Raw genomic sequence first — 17,613 nt, 5'->3', positions numbered from 1 at the left:
CGTTCAGCTCTTGTCGTCGTTCTTGAGTTGCGGGAGCGAAGCTCCCTGCGTCGTCGACAGCAACCCCGTCTGCGTATAGATCGCCAGCTTGTCGCGCGTATCGATGATGTCGAGATTGCGCATGGTCAACTGGCCGATGCGGTCGAGCGGCGTGAATGCGCCTTCGACCTTTTCCATGCTCAGCCGCTCGGGCTTGTAGGTCAGGTTGGCCGAGGCGGTGTTCAGGATCGAGTAGTCGTTGCCGCGGCGCAACTCGACCGTGACTTCGCCGGTGATGGCGCGCGCCACCCAGCGCTGCGCGGTCTCGCGCAGCATGATGGCCTGCGGGTCGAACCAGCGGCCTTGATAGAGCAGGCGACCCAGGCGGCGGCCGCTTTCGCGGTACTGCTCGATCGTGTCCTCGTTGTGGATGCCGGTGATCAGGCGCTCGTAGGCGATGAACAGCAGCGCGAGGCCGGGCGCCTCGTAGATGCCGCGGCTCTTGGCCTCGATGATGCGGTTCTCGATCTGGTCGCTCATGCCCAGGCCGTGGCGGCCGCCGATGCGGTTGGCTTCGAGCAGCAACTCGACCAGGCTCGGGTATTCGACGCCGTTGAGGGCGACCGGACGGCCTTCCTCGAAGCGCACGGTGACCTCTTCGCGCTTGACCTCGACCTCGTCCTTCCAGAAGGCGACGCCCATGATCGGCTGCACGATCTTCATGCCGCTGTTCAGGTGCTCGAGGTCCTTGGCTTCGTGCGTGGCACCGAGCATGTTCGAGTCGGTCGAATAGGCCTTCTCGGTCGACATCTTGTAGGCGAAGCCGGCCTTCTGCATGAACTCCGACATCTCGGTGCGGCCGCCGAGTTCGTCGATGAAGGTCTGGTCCAGCCAGGGCTTGTAGATCTTGAGCGCCGGGTTGGTCAGCAGGCCGTAGCGGTAGAAGCGCTCGATGTCGTTGCCCTTGTAGGTGCTGCCGTCGCCCCAGATGTGGACGTCGTCCTCCTTCATCGCCGACACCAGCATGGTGCCGGTGACCGCGCGCCCGAGCGGCGTGGTGTTGAAGTAGGTCATGCCGGCCGTGGTCACGTGGAAGGCGCCGGCTTGCAGCGCGGCCAGTCCTTCGGCGGCCAGTTGCGTGCGGCAGTCGATCAGGCGCGCCTTCTCGGCGCCGTAGAGCATCGCCTTGCGCGGGATCTCGTCGTAGTCGGGCTCGTCGGGCTGGCCCAGGTTGGCGGTGTAGGCGTACGGGATGGCACCCTTGTTGCGCATCCAGTGCAGCGCCGCACTGGTGTCGAGGCCGCCCGAGAAGGCGATGCCGACCTTCTGGCCGGCGGGAACGTTCTGGAGGATGGTGGAGGACATGCTCGGAATTCCGGTTCAGCCGAAGTGGCAGATGTAGCTGTAGGGTTCGCCGCTGACGCGGATCTGGAAGCTGGAGTTGCCCGGCACGCTGAATTTCTCACCGGCGCCCGAGGCCACCCATTCGCTGCTGCCCGCGAGCAGGTACTCGCAGCGGCCGCCCGCGCCTTCCATGATCTCCGGCGCACCGGTGTTGAAGGTCAGGGTCGACGGCAGGATCACGCCCACCGACTTCTTGGTGCCGTCGGCCAGCGTCAGGTTGTGGCTCACGCATTTGCCGTCGAAATACACATTGGCCTTGGTCGAGACCGTGACGCTCTGGAGGGATTCGGTAGTGCTCATGGGTAGGAGGGGCTGGCGCGAGGCGCTCGGCGGGTTGCGGCGCGCCTTGGCAGGCGCGCCCGTGCCTCAAGTTGCAAAGCCCGTGATTTTAGGCTCGCCGGCCGGCCTCCGGCCCGGTGCGGCGGTCAGCGCCAGCGGCCGCCGCCCCAGCCGCGCGAATAGCCGAAGCCCAGCGAGATGCCGATCGGCGGATAAGCGTAGGCAGGCGCGGGGTAGTAGGCCGGCGCCGGGTAGTACACGGGCGCCGGCTGCACGTACACCGGGGCCGGGGCATAGACCTGCGCTGGCGGGGCGTAAACCGGCGCCGGGGGGGCGCCGCGGCCCGACACCACGATGCCCGGTTCGGGCACGACGTTGCTCCAATCCTGCTGCTGCTGCTGCTGCTCCTGCGGGGCGTAGGCGGGGTTCGCCGCCAGTTGAGGCTGCGGCGCGACTGGCGAAGTGGTCGCGATGCCGTAGGCGCTGGCGTCGACCCAGATGCTGGCGCCGGGCGGGGTGTTGACGCGCGTGTTGTATTGGCGGCCCGCGTACTCGTAGGTCACGTTGTAGCGGATGCTGCCGTTCGATTCGGTCACCGGCGAGGTGGAGATCACCCGCGCCTGTACCTGTTCGGCCTGGGCCAGCGTGGCGAATCCGGCCAGGGCGGCCAGCAACGTCAGGGCGGATACGGTGCGAATGGTTCTTTTGGTCATGTCAAATCTCCTGAAATCCCGGGGCAGGGCGCCGCGCGCGATCTTGTTGGAGGCGCATCGGCGCCCGGGGTTCAACCATTTACAAGGCGTGGCTTTTCCACTCGGTGGCGTCGAACCCGGTCGTAACGTCCCGGCCGGCACCCCAGTTGACCACCGGCCGCTTGATCAGGCTCGGGTTGGCCAGCAGGACGGCGCGGGCCGAAGCGGCATCGACCACCGACTCCCGGGTGGCGTCGTCGAGCCGCCGCCAGGTGGTGCCGCGGCGGTTGACCAGGGCTTCCCAGCCCGGCGTGGCAAGCCAGCGGTCGAGTTCGGTCTCGGGGACGCCGTCCTTCTTGAAATCGTGGAAGCTGTAGGCGACGCCATGGTCGGCCAGCCAGGCGCGGGCGCGTTTGACGGTGTCGCAATTCGGGATGCCGTAGAGGGTTGTCATCCGGCGATGATGCCCGCGGCGCCGGTCGGCGACAATTCCGGGCTCCATGAAAACCCTAGAAGACTGGCTGGCGCACGCCGAGCACCTGCATCCCAAGAACATCGAACTCGGGCTCGACCGGGTCCGCGCGGTCGCCGTCCGCCTGGGTCTGGCCTTCGACTGCCCGGTCATCACGGTGGCCGGCACCAACGGCAAGGGCTCGACCTGCGCGATGCTCGAGTCGATCCTCACGCACGCGGGCTACCGCACCGCGGTGTTCACCTCGCCCCACCTGGTGCGCTTCGAGGAGCGGCTGAGGCTGTCCGGCGAGGCGGTCGACGGCGCCGTGCTGGCGCCGTTCTTCGAGCAGGTGGAGCAGGGCCGCGGCGACATCGCGCTGACGTACTTCGAATTCACCACGCTGGCGATCCTGCTGTGCATGGCTGCAGCCAGGCCCGACGCCGCGATTCTCGAGGTCGGCTTGGGCGGACGGCTGGATGCGGTCAACATCGTCGACGCCGACTGCGCCGTGATCACCAGCATCGACCTCGACCACATGGACTTCCTGGGCCCCGACCGCGAGAGCATCGGCTTCGAGAAGGCCGGCGTGATGCGGGCCGGCCGGCCCGCGATCGTCAGCGACCCGATGCCGCCGCAGAGCGTGGTCGATCACGCCGAGGCGATCGGCGCCGACCTCTGGCGCGTCGGTCGCGACTTCAACGTGATGGGCGATCAGCAGCAATGGGGCTGGAGCGGGCGCGGCCGGCGCTACAGCGGGCTGGCCTATCCGGCCCTGCGCGGCGCCAACCAGCTGGTCAACGCGGCCGGCGTGCTGGCGGCGCTCGAATCGCTGCGCCAGCGCCTGCCGACCACGGCCCAGGCAGTGCGCAACGGCCTTGCGATGGTCGAGTTGCCCGGGCGCTTCCAGATCGTGCCGGGCGAGCCGGCGCTGGTGCTCGACGTCGCCCACAACCCGCATGCGGTGGCGGCGCTGGCCGAAAACCTCGACGCGATGGGCTTCTATCCGACCACGCACGCCGTGTTCGGCGTGATGGCGGACAAGGACGTGGGGCCGATGTTCGCGCGCATCGGACCGATGATCGACCGCTGGTACTTCACCGACCTGCCGACCGCGCGCGCCGCCAGGGCCGACGACCTGATCCTGCGCTGGCAGGCGCAGAACAAGCGCAGCGACGTCTCGGCCAGCGTCCACGGCGCCCCCATGGAGGCGCTCCAGGCGGCGATCGATCGCGCGGACCCCACTGATAGAATCGTCGTCTTCGGATCGTTCTTCACCGTGGGTGGTGTGCTCGAGCACGGAACACCCCGTCTGGGAGCCAGGCACCTGTCTCCCGGCTCCTGAAACAGCCTGATTTCCGGCGCCTTCCTTCCCGTTTCAACCGCACGCTGCACCCATCAGGAAAACGAATTTCATGGCGTTCTTCAAGTTCCGCACACGCGGTCCTCAGGGCAACGAAGGGCGAAGCGCCGTCGCCGCCGCGCCGGCGGAAAGCATCGAGGCGATGCGGCGCCGCGCGCGGCACCGGCTGCTTGGCGCCGCCGTCCTGGTGCTGGTTGGCGTGATCGGGTTCCCGCTCCTGTTCGACACCCAGCCGCGCCCGATCTCGGTCGACATCCCGATCGAGATCCCCGACCGAAACAAGGCCAAGCCGCTGGCCCTGCCGACGCCCCCGGCGCCGGCCGTCGCCAGCGCCGACAAGCCGGTCGCTGCTGCGCCCGCATCCTCGGCCGGCGGCATGATCACCGAGACCGCCGACGGCACCGAGATCCCGCCGGGCAAGCTGGCATCGGCCGCGCCGGTCGCCGAGACCCGCTCCGACCCCGTGCCCGAAAAGCCGGCGCCCAAGGCCGAAGCCAAGCCCGAGCCCAAACCAGAACCCAAGCCCAAGGCCGAAGCCAAACCCGAGCCCAAGCCTGAACCCAAGCCCGCCGCGCCGAAGCCGGCGTCGACCGACGACGCGGCCCGTGCCCGCGCGCTGCTGGAAGGCAAGCCCACCAGCGTGGCCGCCGCCGCTGCCGCCAAGCCCGCCGACGACAACGGCCGCTTCGTGGTCCAGGTCGGCGCCTTCGCGGATGCGGACAAGGCCCGGGAAGTGCGCCAGAAACTTGAAAAAGCAGGGCTCAAGACCTACACCTCCGTCGCGAAGACGGCCGATGGCGAGCGCACGCGTGTGCGTGTCGGCCCCTTCGGCTCGCGGGCCGAGGCCGACCGGGCCGCGGGCAAGGTCAAGGGCTTGTCTTTGTCGGCCGCCGTCCTCAGCTTGTAGGCTCGCTGACCGACGTGGCCACGCTCGACTGGATTGCCGTCGCGCTGCTCGTGGTGTCGATGCTGCTGGGTCTGGTGCGCGGGCTGGTGTTCGAGGTGATCTCGCTGGCGGGCTGGGTGGTGGCCTTCGTGGCCGCGCAGTGGCTGGCGGACGACGTCGGCCGCTGGCTGCCCATCGGCGATCCGGACGCGAGTTGGCGCTATGCGGCAGGGTTCGCGCTGGTGTTCGTGGGCGTGGCCTTCGGCGTCGGGTTGCTGGCGGCGCTCACGCGCAAGCTGGTCGCGGCTGTCGGGCTGCGGCCGGTCGACCGGATCCTCGGCGGCGTGTTCGGCGTGGCGCGCGGCGCGCTGGCGATGCTCGCGGTCGCGGTGATTGTTCATTTGCTGGCGTTGAGCGACAGTGCCTGGTGGCACGGATCGCGCAGCGCCATTGTTCTTGATGCGGCATTGCAGGGCCTGAAACCCGCGCTGCCTGAAAAGTTGGCAAGCTACCTGCCCTGAGAGGATCGCTTCATGTGTGGAATCGTCGGCGTTGTCAGTAACGCTCCCGTCAATCAACTGCTCTACGACGCGCTGCTGCTGCTGCAGCACCGCGGCCAGGATGCCGCCGGCATCGTCACGCTGCTGGAGCGCAAGTTCTTCATGCACAAGGCCAAGGGGATGGTGCGCGATGTCTTCCGCACCCGCAACATGCGTGGCCTGCCCGGCAACATCGGGCTCGGCCAGGTGCGCTACCCGACCGCGGGCAACGCCTACAGCGAGGAAGAGGCGCAGCCCTTCTACGTCAACGCGCCCTTCGGCATCGTGCTGGTGCACAACGGCAACCTCACGAACGCGCATGCGCTGCGGGCCGAGCTGTTCTCCACCGACCACCGCCACACCAACACCGAGAGCGACTCCGAAGTGCTGCTCAACGTGCTGGCGCACGAGCTCGACCGCGCCACCCGCGGCGGCCTGCTCAACTCGGCCACCGTGTTCGAGGCGGTTCGCAGCATGCAGCGGCGCCTGCGCGGCTCCTACGCGGTGGTGGCGCTGATCGCCGGCCACGGCCTGCTGGCCTTCCGCGACCCCTACGGCATCCGCCCGCTCGCGATGGGCCGCGGCGCCGACGGCACCGTGATGGTGGCCAGCGAATCGGTGGCGCTCGAAGGCTCGGGCCATGTGTTCGAACGCAACATCGCGCCCGGCGAGGCGGTCTTCATCGACCTGCAGGGCCAGGTGCATGCCGAGCAGTGCGCCGACGCTCCGTCGCTCAACCCCTGCATCTTCGAGTTCGTCTACCTGGCGCGGCCCGACTCGGTGCTCGACGGCATCTCGGTCTACCAGGCGCGGCTGAACCTCGGCGAGACGCTGGCCAAGCGCGTGGTCTCGACCGTGCCGCCGAACGAGATCGACGTCATCATCCCGATCCCCGAATCGAGCCGGCCGAGCGCGACGCAGCTCGCGCACCTGCTGGGCATCCCGTACCGCGAAGGCTTCGTGAAGAACCGCTACGTCGGCCGCACCTTCATCATGCCGGGGCAGGGCGTGCGCAAGAAGTCGGTGCGCCAGAAGCTCAATGTCATCGCCAGCGAATTCAAGGGCCGCAACGTGCTCCTGGTCGACGACTCGATCGTGCGCGGCACCACCAGCCGCGAGATCGTCCAGATGGCGCGCGACGCCGGCGCCCGCAAGGTGTATCTCGCGAGCGCCGCGCCGCCGGTGCGCTATCCGAACGTCTACGGCATCGACATGCCGACCAAGGACGAGCTGGTGGCGCACGACCGCACGGTCGAGCAGATCCGCGAAGTCATCGGCTGCGATGCGCTGATCTACCAGGACGTCGACGCGATGAAGCGCGCCATCGGCTCGCTCAACCCCAAGCTCGACGGCTTCGATGCCTCGTGCTTCGACGGCGTCTACGTCACCGGCGACATCGACACCGAGGCCATCACGCGCATGAACGGCAGCCGGCCGCGCATCGAGGAAACCGAGGAGGACTCCTCCCGTCTCGCGCTGCCCAACCTCAGCTGAAAGCGACCGTGACCGACCGATCCCTGCCCCCGGGTCTGCACCGCGACACGCTCGCGGTGCGCACCGCGCTCGAACGCAGCCAGTACGGCGAGAACTCCGAGGCGCTGTTCCTCACCAGCAGCTTCGTGCAGCCCGATGCCGAGACCTCGGCGCGCCGCTTCGCCGGCACCGAGGAAGGCTTCACCTACACCCGCACCTCGAATCCGACCGTGGCCAGCTTCGAGCATCGCCTGGCAGCGCTCGAAGGCACCGAAGCCGCGATCGGCGCCTCCAGCGGCATGGGCGCGATCCTCATGATGTGCATGGGCCTGCTGCGCGCCGGCGACCACGTCGTGTGCTCGCGCTCGGTGTTCGGCTCGACCTTGAACCTGATCGGTCGCGAGTTCGGCAAGTTCGGCGTCGAGACCACCTTCGTCTCGCAGACCGACGTCGCCGAATGGAAGGCGGCGATCCGTCCGAGCACCAAGCTGCTGTTCGCCGAGACGCCGACCAACCCGCTGACCGATGTCTGCGACATCCGCGCGCTGGCCGATCTCGCGCATGCCGCGGGAGCGCTGCTGGCGGTCGACAACTGCTTCTGCTCGCCGGCGCTGCAGCGGCCGGTCGAGCTCGGCGCCGACCTGGTCATCCATTCGGGCACCAAGTACCTCGAAGGACAGGGCCGCGTGCTGGCCGGGGCGATCTGCGGCTCGGCGAAGTTGGTCAACGAAGTGTTCGCCCCGGTGGTGCGCACCGCGGGCATGGCGCTGTCGCCCTTCAACGCCTGGGTGGTGCTCAAGGGCCTCGAGACGCTGGGCATCCGCATGCAGGCGCACTGCGCCGGCGCGCTGGCGCTGGCGCAGTGGCTCGAAACGCAGCCCGGCGTGGCGCGCGTCTACTATCCCGGCCTGGCTTCGCATCCGCAGCACGAACTGGCCATGCGCCAGCAGTCGGGGCAGGGCGGGGCCGTGGTGTCCTTCGACGTCCGGGCCGACGGCCCCGAAGCCGCGCGCGCCAACGCCTTCCACGTGATCGACAGCACCCGTGTGCTGAGCATCACGGCCAACCTTGGCGACACCAAGACCACCATCACCCATCCGGCCACCACCTCGCATGGGCGCCTTTCCGAAGCCCAGCGGCAGGCGGCCGGCATCGGTCAGGGCCTGATCCGCGTTGCGGTCGGGCTGGACCACATCGACGACATCAAGGCCGACCTCCTGCGAGGTCTAGCTGGCCTGAGTACCCCTGCATGACACAGAAGACCCGCACCCGTTTCGCACCGTCCCCGACCGGCTTCATCCACCTCGGCAACATCCGCTCGGCCCTCTATCCATGGGCCTTCGCGCGCTCCACGGGCGGCGACTTCATCCTGCGCATCGAGGACACCGACGTCGAACGCTCGACGCAGGCGGCCGTCGACGTGATCCTCGAAGGCATGCAGTGGCTGGGCCTCGACCATGACGAGGGCCCGTACTACCAGATGCAGCGCATGGACCGCTACAAGACGGTGCTGGCCGAGATGCAGGCCGCCGACCTGGTCTACCCGTGCTACATGAGCATGGCCGACCTAGATGCGCTGCGCGAGAAGCAGATGGCCGCGAAGGAGAAGCCGCGCTACGACGGCACCTGGCGGCCCGAGCCCGGCAAGGTATTGCCGCCGGTGCCCGCGGGTGTTCAGCCGGTGCTGCGCTTTCGCAATCCGCAGGGCGGCGTGGTCGCGTGGGACGACAAGGTCAAGGGCCGCATCGAGATCGGCAACGACGAACTCGACGATCTCGTGATCGCGCGGCCCGACGGCACGCCGACCTACAACTTCTGCGTCGTGGTCGACGACATCGACATGGCGATCACGCACGTGATCCGTGGCGACGACCACGTCAACAACACGCCGCGCCAGATCAACATCTTCCGCGCTCTCGGCAAGGAGCCGCCGGTGTATGCGCACCTGCCCACCGTGCTGAACGAGCAGGGCGAGAAGATGAGCAAGCGCAACGGTGCCAAGCCCGTCACGCAGTTCCGCGACGAAGGCTTCCTGCCCGAGGCGATGGTGAACTACCTCGCGCGGCTGGGCTGGAGCCACGGCGACGACGAGATCTTCACGCGCGCGCAATTCGTCGAGTGGTTCAACCTCGATCACCTGGGCCGCAGCGCGGCGCAGTTCGACGAGACCAAGCTGCGCTGGGTCAATGCGCAACACCTGAAGGCGATGGCCGACGATGCCCTGGCGCCGCTGGTCGCTGCGCAGTTGCAGGCGCGCGGCATCGTGGCCGACGAGCGCTTGCCCGCGATCTGCGCCCTCTTCAAGGACCGCTGCGACACCACGGTCGCGCTCGCGGGATGGGCGGCTGCGTTCTACGCCGACGTGAAGGCGAGCGATGCCGATCGCGCGCAGCATATTTCTGATGCGGTGCGCCCGGCGATCGCCGAACTTGCGGATAAACTATCGGCCGTCGCTTGGGACAAGGCAGCGATCGCATCGGCCATCAAGGAGGTGCTGGTTGCGCAAGGTCTCAAGATGCCGGCATTGGCCATGCCGGTGCGAGTGCTCGTGATGGGCACCCCGCAGACGCCTTCTCTCGATTCGGTCCTCGCGCTTTTTTCTCGCGAAACTATTTTGAAGAGATTGAAAGAGGCCTGATTTTCAGGCTATAATTTGAGGCTCGACACCCAGGGGGGTATAGCTCAGCTGGGAGAGCGCTTGCATGGCATGCAAGAGGTCAGCGGTTCGATCCCGCTTACCTCCACCAACATGGTGTCGAGTTGAAGAAGAGTTTGAGAAACAAGCGCTGATCGCAGCGCGGTTCCTAAGGTTTTGACCCTATCGTCTAGAGGCCTAGGACACCACCCTTTCACGGTGGCTACCGGGGTTCGAATCCCCGTAGGGTCGCCAGTTTCACTGCAAGGTGAAGCCGGCACAAGTCGCAGCACTTGGCTCCTTTTGGAGTGAACGTTGTCTACCAGGAGTGGTAGTTCAGTTGGTTAGAATACCGGCCTGTCACGCCGGGGGTCGCGGGTTCGAGTCCCGTCCACTCCGCCAGATTCTCTAGGGAAATCAATGGGTTGCAGCCTTCGGGCTGCAGCCCATTTTGGTTTTTGGAATACGAATCGGCCATCCTTGGTCGTCTTCATCAGGGCTGCGTTGAATGCGCGGGCGCGCTCCACTCGATTGATGAGATCGGGCCGCACGATGAGCCATGCCCCAGGGCTGACGGATCGAGACCGCCTTCATACTGCGTACCTAAAACGATGGAGGAAGACATGGGAACAATCGAGACCGCGCACTGCGGCAGGTTCACGATTCATGGCCGCGGGGAACCGACGGCCGACGGCAGGTTCCAGGCGACGTTCACCATCACGGAGCACCAGTGCGAAGCTGATGAAGAAACGAAGGTATCGACGGGCTCGCTGTTCGGCACCAAGGAAGACGCGGAGGACGCAGCCGTCGAAGCCGCCAAGGCCTGGCTGGAGAAGCTCCGACCGGTGAACGGCTGACGTCACGCTGGCACCCCACTCCGCTCGCGGCCGGCTGCCGTGGGCTCCACAACGAGGAGATCGTGATGTCCCGCTACGGCGCTACCAGGATCCGCTTCGGTGAAAAAGGAATCGAGCGGTTCATGCTCCACCCAATCGAACTCACTGGAGACAATGAGTTCTCGCTCGGCGACGGCGTCGATACACCGGCGTCCGAGGTGGCAAGCCGGCTCCATGGCGGCGACCGTGTGACGGTGCTGGTGGCCCGTCAGGACGGGACCTACGACAAGGGGCCCGACGTGATCTGCGCGCCTGGCACTGACGACCTGGTGCCGATTGAATTCGTGGGACGCGCCAAGATCAGTCTTGCGAGTCTGCCGAAGTACTGACATCGCGCTGCAGCCCTTCCGCAGATCTGCACGCCGTCGGTGATCGCGCGGATACTCGAGGCGCTGAGATTGGAGGTGGAGATGGCCTACGACGTGTGGGAAACCTGCGTTCTGATCCCTGGCTTCAGCCGAAGCGAGTGCGCGTCGTGGGTGCAGGCTTGGGGCTCTATCGGTGCCATTGCCATGACCGCGTGGGCGGTCAACTGGGCACACCGGAAGCAGCTGAAGCAAAAAGAGCGAGAGCAAAGTGCTGACTACACGCAGTTCCTCGAAACGCTCTTTCAACTGCTCGGAGGCACTCGCGGTGTAGCGGTCAAAATGACAGAGGTGGAATCCGTTGGGTCTGGATCCACGCCCGATGAGCGTAGTTCGATGTTGGCGGAGCTGTCCGCGTTGTCCGACGCTTTCAAGCGCGTGGACCTGAACCGGTTCGATCGCTATGACTACATGGAAGCATGGCTGGTGGGGGATGGACAGACCCGAAAGCTGATCGCCGCGATCGAATTTGTGGATTTGCCAACCACCAGTCAGACCTTGGATCCGAGATACCTCGAATTCACCGCTGAGGAGGCAATCCGAACGCTGGACACCAGAGGCAAGAAGCTCTACACGGCGATCGAAGCGCGAGGCGGTCCACCTGGCAGTCCGCCCTTGCCAGTGGATTGGACCCAGCGTCCTGCTGCTGGTCATTGATTTCCCCGGGCAATTGGACAATACCCTCGACCCTCGAGACAGGCCGCTGGCGCCTTCGCCGCCTCCGCGCGTCGCTTCGGAATCGTGAGGACATTGCAAAATACTGGATAAAAATACAGTCATTTGCTATCCTGAAGGCATGGAACGCGATGACTGGATTGCTGTTTGCGCCCACCAGCTGCAGCGCCAATGGCGAACGGTGGACCCTGACCAACTCGACGAGGTGGCGGCCGATCTGTGGCGCGACGAGCGCTTGCGAGCCATGGCGCCGGCGCGGGCGGCCGTGGAGTGGCTGGCGCCCATTGGCGGCGCTCGCGCAGCCTCTTGAGGCAGGATCCAGATGAGCAAGGCGTTCAAGCGGACGCTGTTGGCCGCGGTCTGCTTTGCTGCCCACGAGGCAGCTGAGGCTCAGACCCCCTGGACTGCAAATTGCGCGGAAGACTTCTGTCGCTCAAGGTGACCTCCGGGAGAATGCGCTGATGTGCAGCCACTACCAAGCCGAGAAGCGCCGCAAGCAGATCGAAAAGCATTTCGGGATCACGCTGCCGCCCAACTGGGAGCCGCCGCCCGGAGGCCTGCACATCTACCCGAGCCACATGGCACCCTTCATTCGTCGACCGCGAGAGCGCGAGTCAGGCGACGAGGCCGTGCCGGCCTTCGAACTGAGCGAAGGGCATTTCGGGATGCTCCCTTCGTGGGCCGAAGACACCAAGTACTGCAAGAACACCTACAACGCGCGCACGGAGACGGTTGCGACCAAGGCCAGCTACAAAGCCGCCTGGGCCAAGCCGCGGCACTGCATCGTGCCGTGCCAGGCGATCTACGAGCCCGACTGGCGACCTGGCACGCCGGTGCCCACCCGGTTCACGCGCGGCGACGACGAAACGCTCGGGGTCGCGGGTCTGTGGTGGCCCTGGAAAGACCCGAAAACGGGGGCATGGGCTGACAGCTTCACCATGCTGACCATCAACGCCGCGAACCACCCGCAGTTCATGCACATGCACCGCCCCGAGGACGAGAAACGGATGGTCGTGATCCTGCCGGAGGCGCAGTACGGAGAGTGGCTCGACGCGCCGGCGCAACGCTCGATGGATTTCATGAACCCATTCCCGGCCGAGCGCCTGGCCATGGCGCCGGAGCCGCTTCCGCCGAAGGAACCCAAGGCGAAGGCGCCAGGTCCGAAGGATCCGCCGCCGGAGCAGCCGTCGCTCTTCTGAAGGCTCTCGACATCGAGGCGTTCGACGCCGGGCCGGTCTCGGCAGGTCCGAGAAATTCACAGGCAACTTCGAGCGGATCTCGGTGGCGGACTGCCTGTTTTTACGGCATCGCGTCGGATCGCAAGTCTGGAGTCGATCCCTGACGTTTCGCATGCAGTTTTCCACAGGGCTGTCCACGGGCTTGGTGGAGAACCCTGACCAGTCGCCGCGCCGAGCCTTTCGCCAGTCCCACGGGGCTACCGCATCGGCATCGCGCCAGAGCGCAGGGTGCGCCAAAGGATAATCGTCTCATGACAACGATCGTGAACCTGGCACTCGACTTGGCGAGCACGCAAGGACGCTACAGCAATCCGGACAGGCAAAAGGCGGCAGGCGCCACGTACACCCCCGATGAATTGGCCTTGTTTGTGGCCGATGCCGCGTTGGAGGCCTTTCAGGTCCCTGCCGAAGGGCAAATCAGGGTGCTCGATCCGGCGGTTGGAGACGGTGCGCTGCTCGATGCCTTGCTCCTGAAATTGCCGCCGGACGCACTTGGCAGGCTTGAGGTGACTGGCTTCGACACCGATCCTGATGCCATTGCGGCGGCCAGAAGCAGACTTGAGAAATGGCCGGTTGGGAAGCTTGTATTTCACGAAGTGAGCTTCCTCTCGTTTGTGCTCGCGGAGTACGGAGAGCAGAACCTGTTTTCGGCGCCACCATCGGATGGATTCGATCTTGTCGTCGCGAATCCACCGTATGTCCGAACGCAGGTCCTGGGCGCCGATGCAGCGCAGGTTCTGGCCAAACAGTTCGGCCTGACCGGGCGTGTTGATCTTTACTATCCCTTCCTGCTTGGAATATCACGCGTCCTGGCGCCGAATGGGGTTGCTTCAGTCATCGTGTCGAATCGCTTCATGACGACGAAATCCGGTCAAGCGGTCCGTTCCGCTCTGCTGAGAACATACGATCTCCTGCATGTCTGGGACCTGGGCGACACGAAACTCTTTGATGCGGCAGTTCTGCCTGCCGTCATTCTGGCGAAGCACCGTAGCCAGGGAGATTCCGGATCCACAGACTCCATTCAATTGACCACGATCTACGAAACGGATCAGCCCGCCAGCACTGTTGCGTCGAGTGTATTGAATGCCTTGACTGCAAAGGAGTCCGGTGTCTGCTCCGTGCCCGATGGGCGCCGCTTCAACATACAGCGCGGCGTTCTCGACAATGGCGGTGAAGATCAAGGGCTATGGCGCGTTGCGACGGCTCACACGGACGATTGGCTTGCTACCGTTGCCCGGAATACCTGGAGACCTTTCAAGTCGATCGGCAAGATCCGTGTGGGAGTCAAGTCAACGGCCGACAAGGTGTTCTTGCGCAGCGACTGGGATGATCTGCCTGGAGGAAGGCCGGAGCTGCTGAGACCGCTGATCACTCGATACTCTGCGCGCCAGTTCAAGTCGAAACTGCCGGAAAAGGCGAGCAAGAGAAAGGAAATCCTGTATCCGCATGAAGCCACCGAATCGGGCAGGAGGGCCGTCGATCTTTCAGACTACCCGATTGCCCGTGCCTATCTCAACTCGCACAGGCAAGCGTTGGAGGCCAGAACCTATGTGATCGAAGGCGGTCGACAGTGGTTTGAAATCTGGGTTCCCCAAGACCCGGCTTCATGGAGCCAGCCCAAGCTCGTTTTTCCAGATATTGCAGACGAGCCAGTTTTCTGGATGGATCTGGATGGCGGCGTCGTCAATGGCGAGTGCTATTGGCTCAAGGCCGATGATCCAAGGAACGGTGACCTTCTTTGGCTTGCGTTGGCGGTCGCCAATTCGTCTTTCATCAAGGCGTTCTACGATCACAGCTTCAACAACAAGCTGTACGCGGGAAGGCGTCGATTCATCACGCAGTACGTGGAGCAGTTTCCGCTGCCTGATCCAAAACTCACCTCGACTCAGAAAATCATCGAACTGACGAAGGAAATATATTCAATCATTCCTTCTGCCGAGGCGGATGGTCTGGTGGCTGCGCTCGACAAGAGAGTATGGAGCGCTTTTGGCCTAGGGCCTGAAAAAGTTGCGGGGTAGGGGAAGTTGTATCTTCCCATTCTGTACACGTCCCTCGAACCGCCGAAATCGTGAGAAGAAATCAGCGCCGGAAGTCACGTAGAGATTGGTGATGCGCACGGTGACATTGTCTGTCTCCGCAAAAAAGACGGCATACCGGGTGTCGCAATGGCGCGGATGGAACTGTCCCACCTGTTCGACATCGAGACGGGATTCGCTGTTCGGCTGGACCAGACCCAGGTCGATCGTGGGCGATGTCTGAAGTTTGACTTCGAGAAGCTGGTGCAATATGTCTGGGAACTGACCCGTGTCCTCGTGGCGGCTGTAGCCCAGACTCCGACAAACCGCCCCATGAAGGGCCGCGCCGCGATTTCTTTCCTGGTCACGGCCGGGATCAGGAAAAGTGGTGCCGACGAGCGGTGCGAGCCGGCTGAAGATTTCTTGAATAGGCAGCAACTCGGCATTCGCCGGCGGCTTGACCGGACTGACTGATGCATCGAATTGCAGGCCTGACCGAACATATGGACGCAGGCCGGGGGTGTCCGCCAGAGAGACAAGCTCGTGGCTTGCATCGCCACGCTCAAGCCTGGCCTGGTACTTCGTTGTGATGGTTCCAGTCGTGTCCAGGATGGCCAACTGCTGCCCGTTGACGACCTTGACCAGCCCGATCGTATCGTCCGAAGTCACTTCGATGAGGGCATAGCGACGCTCGGGGGACAGCTCTTCATTCCAGATCTGGAGGTTCAGCGACTTTTGCGTGTAGATGTCCAGTTGCTGGCCAAGAAATCTAGGTTGTACCTTGGCGAACGACGGCGGTATCGGATAGCCGAGTGCTTCGCATACAGCCGCCTTCACGACCTTTGAACGAGTCCTCAGGGCAAGGCCTGCCAGACTTCTACCGCTCAGTCCGGCGTTCAGAAGCTGCTCCAGGCTTTCGGTCGGAATCCAGTATTCCGAATCTCCGACTTCGATCGGCGAGTAAATGGTCTTGCCGGAAAGCTGAATCGCCTGGCGGTATTGTGCTGCTGTCTTTTCCGTCATCCCAGCCCTGTTTGTCAGAAAGAGCTGAGCTTCAACAACATCCATCGCATTTCTTATTGTTGCGTGTCCAGCAAAGGCGAGATTATCTGCGACGCGACAGGTCGGGCGGCATACCCGTGCAAGGTTTTCACTGGGGCGGACACCGACGCTGGCAGTTGCGCGACCGTGTCCGAGGGCGTACACAGGAGGGCCGGATCCGACCTCCGGAGCATGAACCATTGCGAACGGACCGAAAGGATGCTTCCTTGATGAACATCAAGCCGATCCGCCTCGCGACTGCCAAGCTCCGATCCACCAAGGAGCGACGATGCGCATTGAATTCCTCGGCGGCACAGGGACCGTCACCGGATCGAAATACCTGCTGGAGCATGACGGCCGCCGCCTGCTGGTGGACTGTGGCTTGTTCCAGGGCCTGAAGCAGCTGCGCCTGCGCAACTGGGCGCCGCTGCCCATCAAGGCTTCCGACATCGACGCGGTGCTGCTCACGCATGCGCACTTGGACCACAGCGGTTTCGTGCCGCGCTTGATCAAGCTGGGCTTCAGGGGCCCGGTCTACTGCACCCAGGCGACGCGCGACCTCTGCGAACTGCTGCTCCCGGATTCCGGCTGGCTGCAGGAGGAGGAGGCCGATTTCGCGAATCGCCATGGCCATTCCAGGCACGAGCCCGCGCTGCCGCTCTACACGATGGAGGATGCCCGCGAGGCCCTCGGGCGCTTCGAGGCCGTGCCCTTCGACGAGGTGCAGTCGCCGTGGCGCGGCTGGAAGTGGCGTCTGAGGCGCGCGGGACACATTGTGGGCGCGGCCAGCGCGCGCATCGCCTGGGCGGATGGAAGCATCCTGTTTTCCGGCGATCTCGGTCGCAGCGACGACCTGGTGATGCGGGCGCCCGAAAGGCCCGAGGCGGCGGACTATGTCGTCGTGGAGTCGACCTATGGCGACCGACTGCACCGCGACGTCGACACGCTCGGCGCCCTGGCGGCGGTGGTCAATCGCACTGCCGCACGCGGCGGCATGCTCGTCATCCCCGCTTTCGCCGTGGGGCGCGCGCAGACGCTGCTGCACTGCATTCAACTGCTCAAGCAGGCGCGTCGCATTCCCGACATGCCGGTCTATCTCAACAGCCCGATGGCGGCGGACGCCACGCGCATCTACCGTCACCATCTCGACCAGCATCGCCTGAGCGCCGACCAGTGTGCCGCGATGAGCAAGGAGGCGATCATCGTCAACACCGCGGAAGAGTCGAAGCGGCTCAACGCGCTGGCCTTCCCCTCGATCATCGTGTCCGCCAGCGGCATGGCGACCGGCGGTCGCGTGCTGCATCACCTGAAAGCCTATGCGCCGGATGCGAGGAACACCCTCTTGTTCGCCGGGTTCCAGGCGGCCGGTACGCGCGGTGCGTCGCTGGTGGGTGGTGCGAAGGAGGTCAAGATCCACGGCGCCTACGTGCCGGTGCGCGCCGAGGTGGCCCATCTCGACACGCTGTCGGCCCATGCCGATCGCGGGCAACTGCTGGCCTGGCTCGATGCGCTGCCGGCCCCGCGGCGGGTTTTCGTGACACATGGCGAGCCGGTCGCGGCCGACGCGTTGCGGCTCGCGATCGAGGAGCGCCACGGCTGGCCGGTGACCGTGCCCGACTACCTCGAATCGCACGAGCTTTGAAGAGGGGGCCGCACCATGGCCTTCGACCGTCTGCCCGCCT

Annotated in this window: 18 protein-coding genes and 3 tRNA genes; 16 read left to right on the top strand and 5 right to left on the bottom strand. The window is 65.0% G+C overall.

The features are described from left to right. Window positions 1-3: 3 nt before the first annotated feature. The 4 genes from argG to AB4Z46_RS13770 all read right to left on the bottom strand — a co-directional run bounded on the left by argG (window position 4) and on the right by AB4Z46_RS13770 (window position 2,808). On the bottom strand, window positions 4-1,344 hold the full coding sequence (gene argG, locus AB4Z46_RS13785) for an argininosuccinate synthase (RefSeq protein ID WP_442284062.1): 1,341 nt from the start codon (window positions 1,342-1,344) through the stop codon (window positions 4-6). A 15-nt stretch (window positions 1,345-1,359) separates the two neighbouring features. Beyond that, window positions 1,360-1,683 (bottom strand): pyrimidine/purine nucleoside phosphorylase, encoded by a 324-nt coding sequence (gene ppnP / locus AB4Z46_RS13780; protein WP_442284061.1) that lies wholly within the window; start codon window positions 1,681-1,683, stop codon window positions 1,360-1,362. Window positions 1,684-1,808: 125 nt separating this feature from the next. Then, window positions 1,809-2,375: a hypothetical protein gene (locus AB4Z46_RS13775; protein WP_442284060.1), complete on the bottom strand. Its 567-nt coding sequence runs from the start codon at window positions 2,373-2,375 to the stop codon at window positions 1,809-1,811. Window positions 2,376-2,454: 79 nt separating this feature from the next. Then, complete coding sequence (locus tag AB4Z46_RS13770) at window positions 2,455-2,808, bottom strand: ArsC family reductase (protein WP_442284059.1); 354 nt, start codon at window positions 2,806-2,808, stop codon at window positions 2,455-2,457. Window positions 2,809-2,842: 34 nt separating this feature from the next. Here AB4Z46_RS13770 and folC point away from each other — a divergent pair, with 34 nt between their 5' ends. The 15 genes from folC to AB4Z46_RS13695 all read left to right on the top strand — a co-directional run bounded on the left by folC (window position 2,843) and on the right by AB4Z46_RS13695 (window position 14,893). Continuing rightward, window positions 2,843-4,150 (top strand): bifunctional tetrahydrofolate synthase/dihydrofolate synthase, encoded by a 1,308-nt coding sequence (gene folC / locus AB4Z46_RS13765; RefSeq protein WP_442284189.1) that lies wholly within the window; start codon window positions 2,843-2,845, stop codon window positions 4,148-4,150. 70 nt (window positions 4,151-4,220) lie between these two features. Continuing rightward, entirely contained in the window at window positions 4,221-5,075 is an 855-nt protein-coding gene (locus tag AB4Z46_RS13760; protein WP_442284058.1) for an SPOR domain-containing protein, read from the top strand. Between the two features lie 14 nt (window positions 5,076-5,089). Continuing rightward, on the top strand, window positions 5,090-5,575 hold the full coding sequence (locus tag AB4Z46_RS13755; protein WP_442284057.1) for a CvpA family protein: 486 nt from the start codon (window positions 5,090-5,092) through the stop codon (window positions 5,573-5,575). A 12-nt stretch (window positions 5,576-5,587) separates the two neighbouring features. After that, window positions 5,588-7,087 (top strand): amidophosphoribosyltransferase, encoded by a 1,500-nt coding sequence (gene purF / locus AB4Z46_RS13750; RefSeq protein WP_442284056.1) that lies wholly within the window; start codon window positions 5,588-5,590, stop codon window positions 7,085-7,087. An 8-nt stretch (window positions 7,088-7,095) separates the two neighbouring features. Then, complete coding sequence (locus tag AB4Z46_RS13745; protein WP_442284055.1) at window positions 7,096-8,319, top strand: O-succinylhomoserine sulfhydrylase; 1,224 nt, start codon at window positions 7,096-7,098, stop codon at window positions 8,317-8,319. Continuing rightward, window positions 8,316-9,704, top strand: coding sequence for a glutamate--tRNA ligase (gene gltX / locus AB4Z46_RS13740; protein ID WP_442284054.1), 1,389 nt, complete (start codon window positions 8,316-8,318; stop codon window positions 9,702-9,704). The genes AB4Z46_RS13745 and gltX overlap by 4 nt, the downstream gene beginning before the upstream one ends. A 33-nt stretch (window positions 9,705-9,737) precedes the next feature. Continuing rightward, window positions 9,738-9,813 (top strand) — tRNA-Ala (locus AB4Z46_RS13735). 67 nt (window positions 9,814-9,880) lie between these two features. Continuing rightward, window positions 9,881-9,956: transfer RNA gene (locus AB4Z46_RS13730), tRNA-Glu, on the top strand. A 70-nt stretch (window positions 9,957-10,026) separates the two neighbouring features. Next, a tRNA-Asp gene (locus AB4Z46_RS13725) sits at window positions 10,027-10,103 on the top strand. Between the two features lie 209 nt (window positions 10,104-10,312). Further along, window positions 10,313-10,558: a hypothetical protein gene (locus AB4Z46_RS13720; protein ID WP_442284053.1), complete on the top strand. Its 246-nt coding sequence runs from the start codon at window positions 10,313-10,315 to the stop codon at window positions 10,556-10,558. A gap of 65 nt (window positions 10,559-10,623) precedes the next feature. Next, window positions 10,624-10,926: a hypothetical protein gene (locus tag AB4Z46_RS13715; RefSeq protein ID WP_442284052.1), complete on the top strand. Its 303-nt coding sequence runs from the start codon at window positions 10,624-10,626 to the stop codon at window positions 10,924-10,926. Between the two features lie 81 nt (window positions 10,927-11,007). Further along, window positions 11,008-11,619, top strand: coding sequence for a hypothetical protein (locus AB4Z46_RS13710; protein ID WP_442284051.1), 612 nt, complete (start codon window positions 11,008-11,010; stop codon window positions 11,617-11,619). 139 nt (window positions 11,620-11,758) lie between these two features. Further along, window positions 11,759-11,947: a hypothetical protein gene (locus AB4Z46_RS13705; protein ID WP_442284050.1), complete on the top strand. Its 189-nt coding sequence runs from the start codon at window positions 11,759-11,761 to the stop codon at window positions 11,945-11,947. Window positions 11,948-12,098: 151 nt separating this feature from the next. Next, a complete protein-coding gene (locus AB4Z46_RS13700) occupies window positions 12,099-12,836 on the top strand; it encodes an SOS response-associated peptidase (protein ID WP_442284049.1) in 738 nt (245 codons plus the stop codon). 290 nt (window positions 12,837-13,126) lie between these two features. Continuing rightward, on the top strand, window positions 13,127-14,893 hold the full coding sequence (locus AB4Z46_RS13695) for an Eco57I restriction-modification methylase domain-containing protein (RefSeq protein ID WP_442284048.1): 1,767 nt from the start codon (window positions 13,127-13,129) through the stop codon (window positions 14,891-14,893). Here the strand turns inward: AB4Z46_RS13695 and AB4Z46_RS13690 are convergent. Continuing rightward, window positions 14,867-15,958: a hypothetical protein gene (locus AB4Z46_RS13690; protein WP_442284047.1), complete on the bottom strand. Its 1,092-nt coding sequence runs from the start codon at window positions 15,956-15,958 to the stop codon at window positions 14,867-14,869. The genes AB4Z46_RS13695 and AB4Z46_RS13690 overlap by 27 nt on opposite strands. A 262-nt stretch (window positions 15,959-16,220) precedes the next feature. Here AB4Z46_RS13690 and AB4Z46_RS13685 point away from each other — a divergent pair, with 262 nt between their 5' ends. Further along, entirely contained in the window at window positions 16,221-17,573 is a 1,353-nt protein-coding gene (locus AB4Z46_RS13685) for an MBL fold metallo-hydrolase RNA specificity domain-containing protein (RefSeq protein ID WP_442284046.1), read from the top strand. The last annotated feature ends 40 nt before the right edge of the window (window positions 17,574-17,613 follow it).

The sequence above is a fragment of the Variovorax sp. M-6 genome (assembly GCF_052114385.1).
In the GTDB taxonomy this organism is placed as follows: Bacteria; Pseudomonadota; Gammaproteobacteria; order Burkholderiales; family Burkholderiaceae_C; genus Variovorax.
Note: the sequence above shows the minus strand (reverse complement) of the source record. Positions and strands in the feature narration are given on the sequence as shown.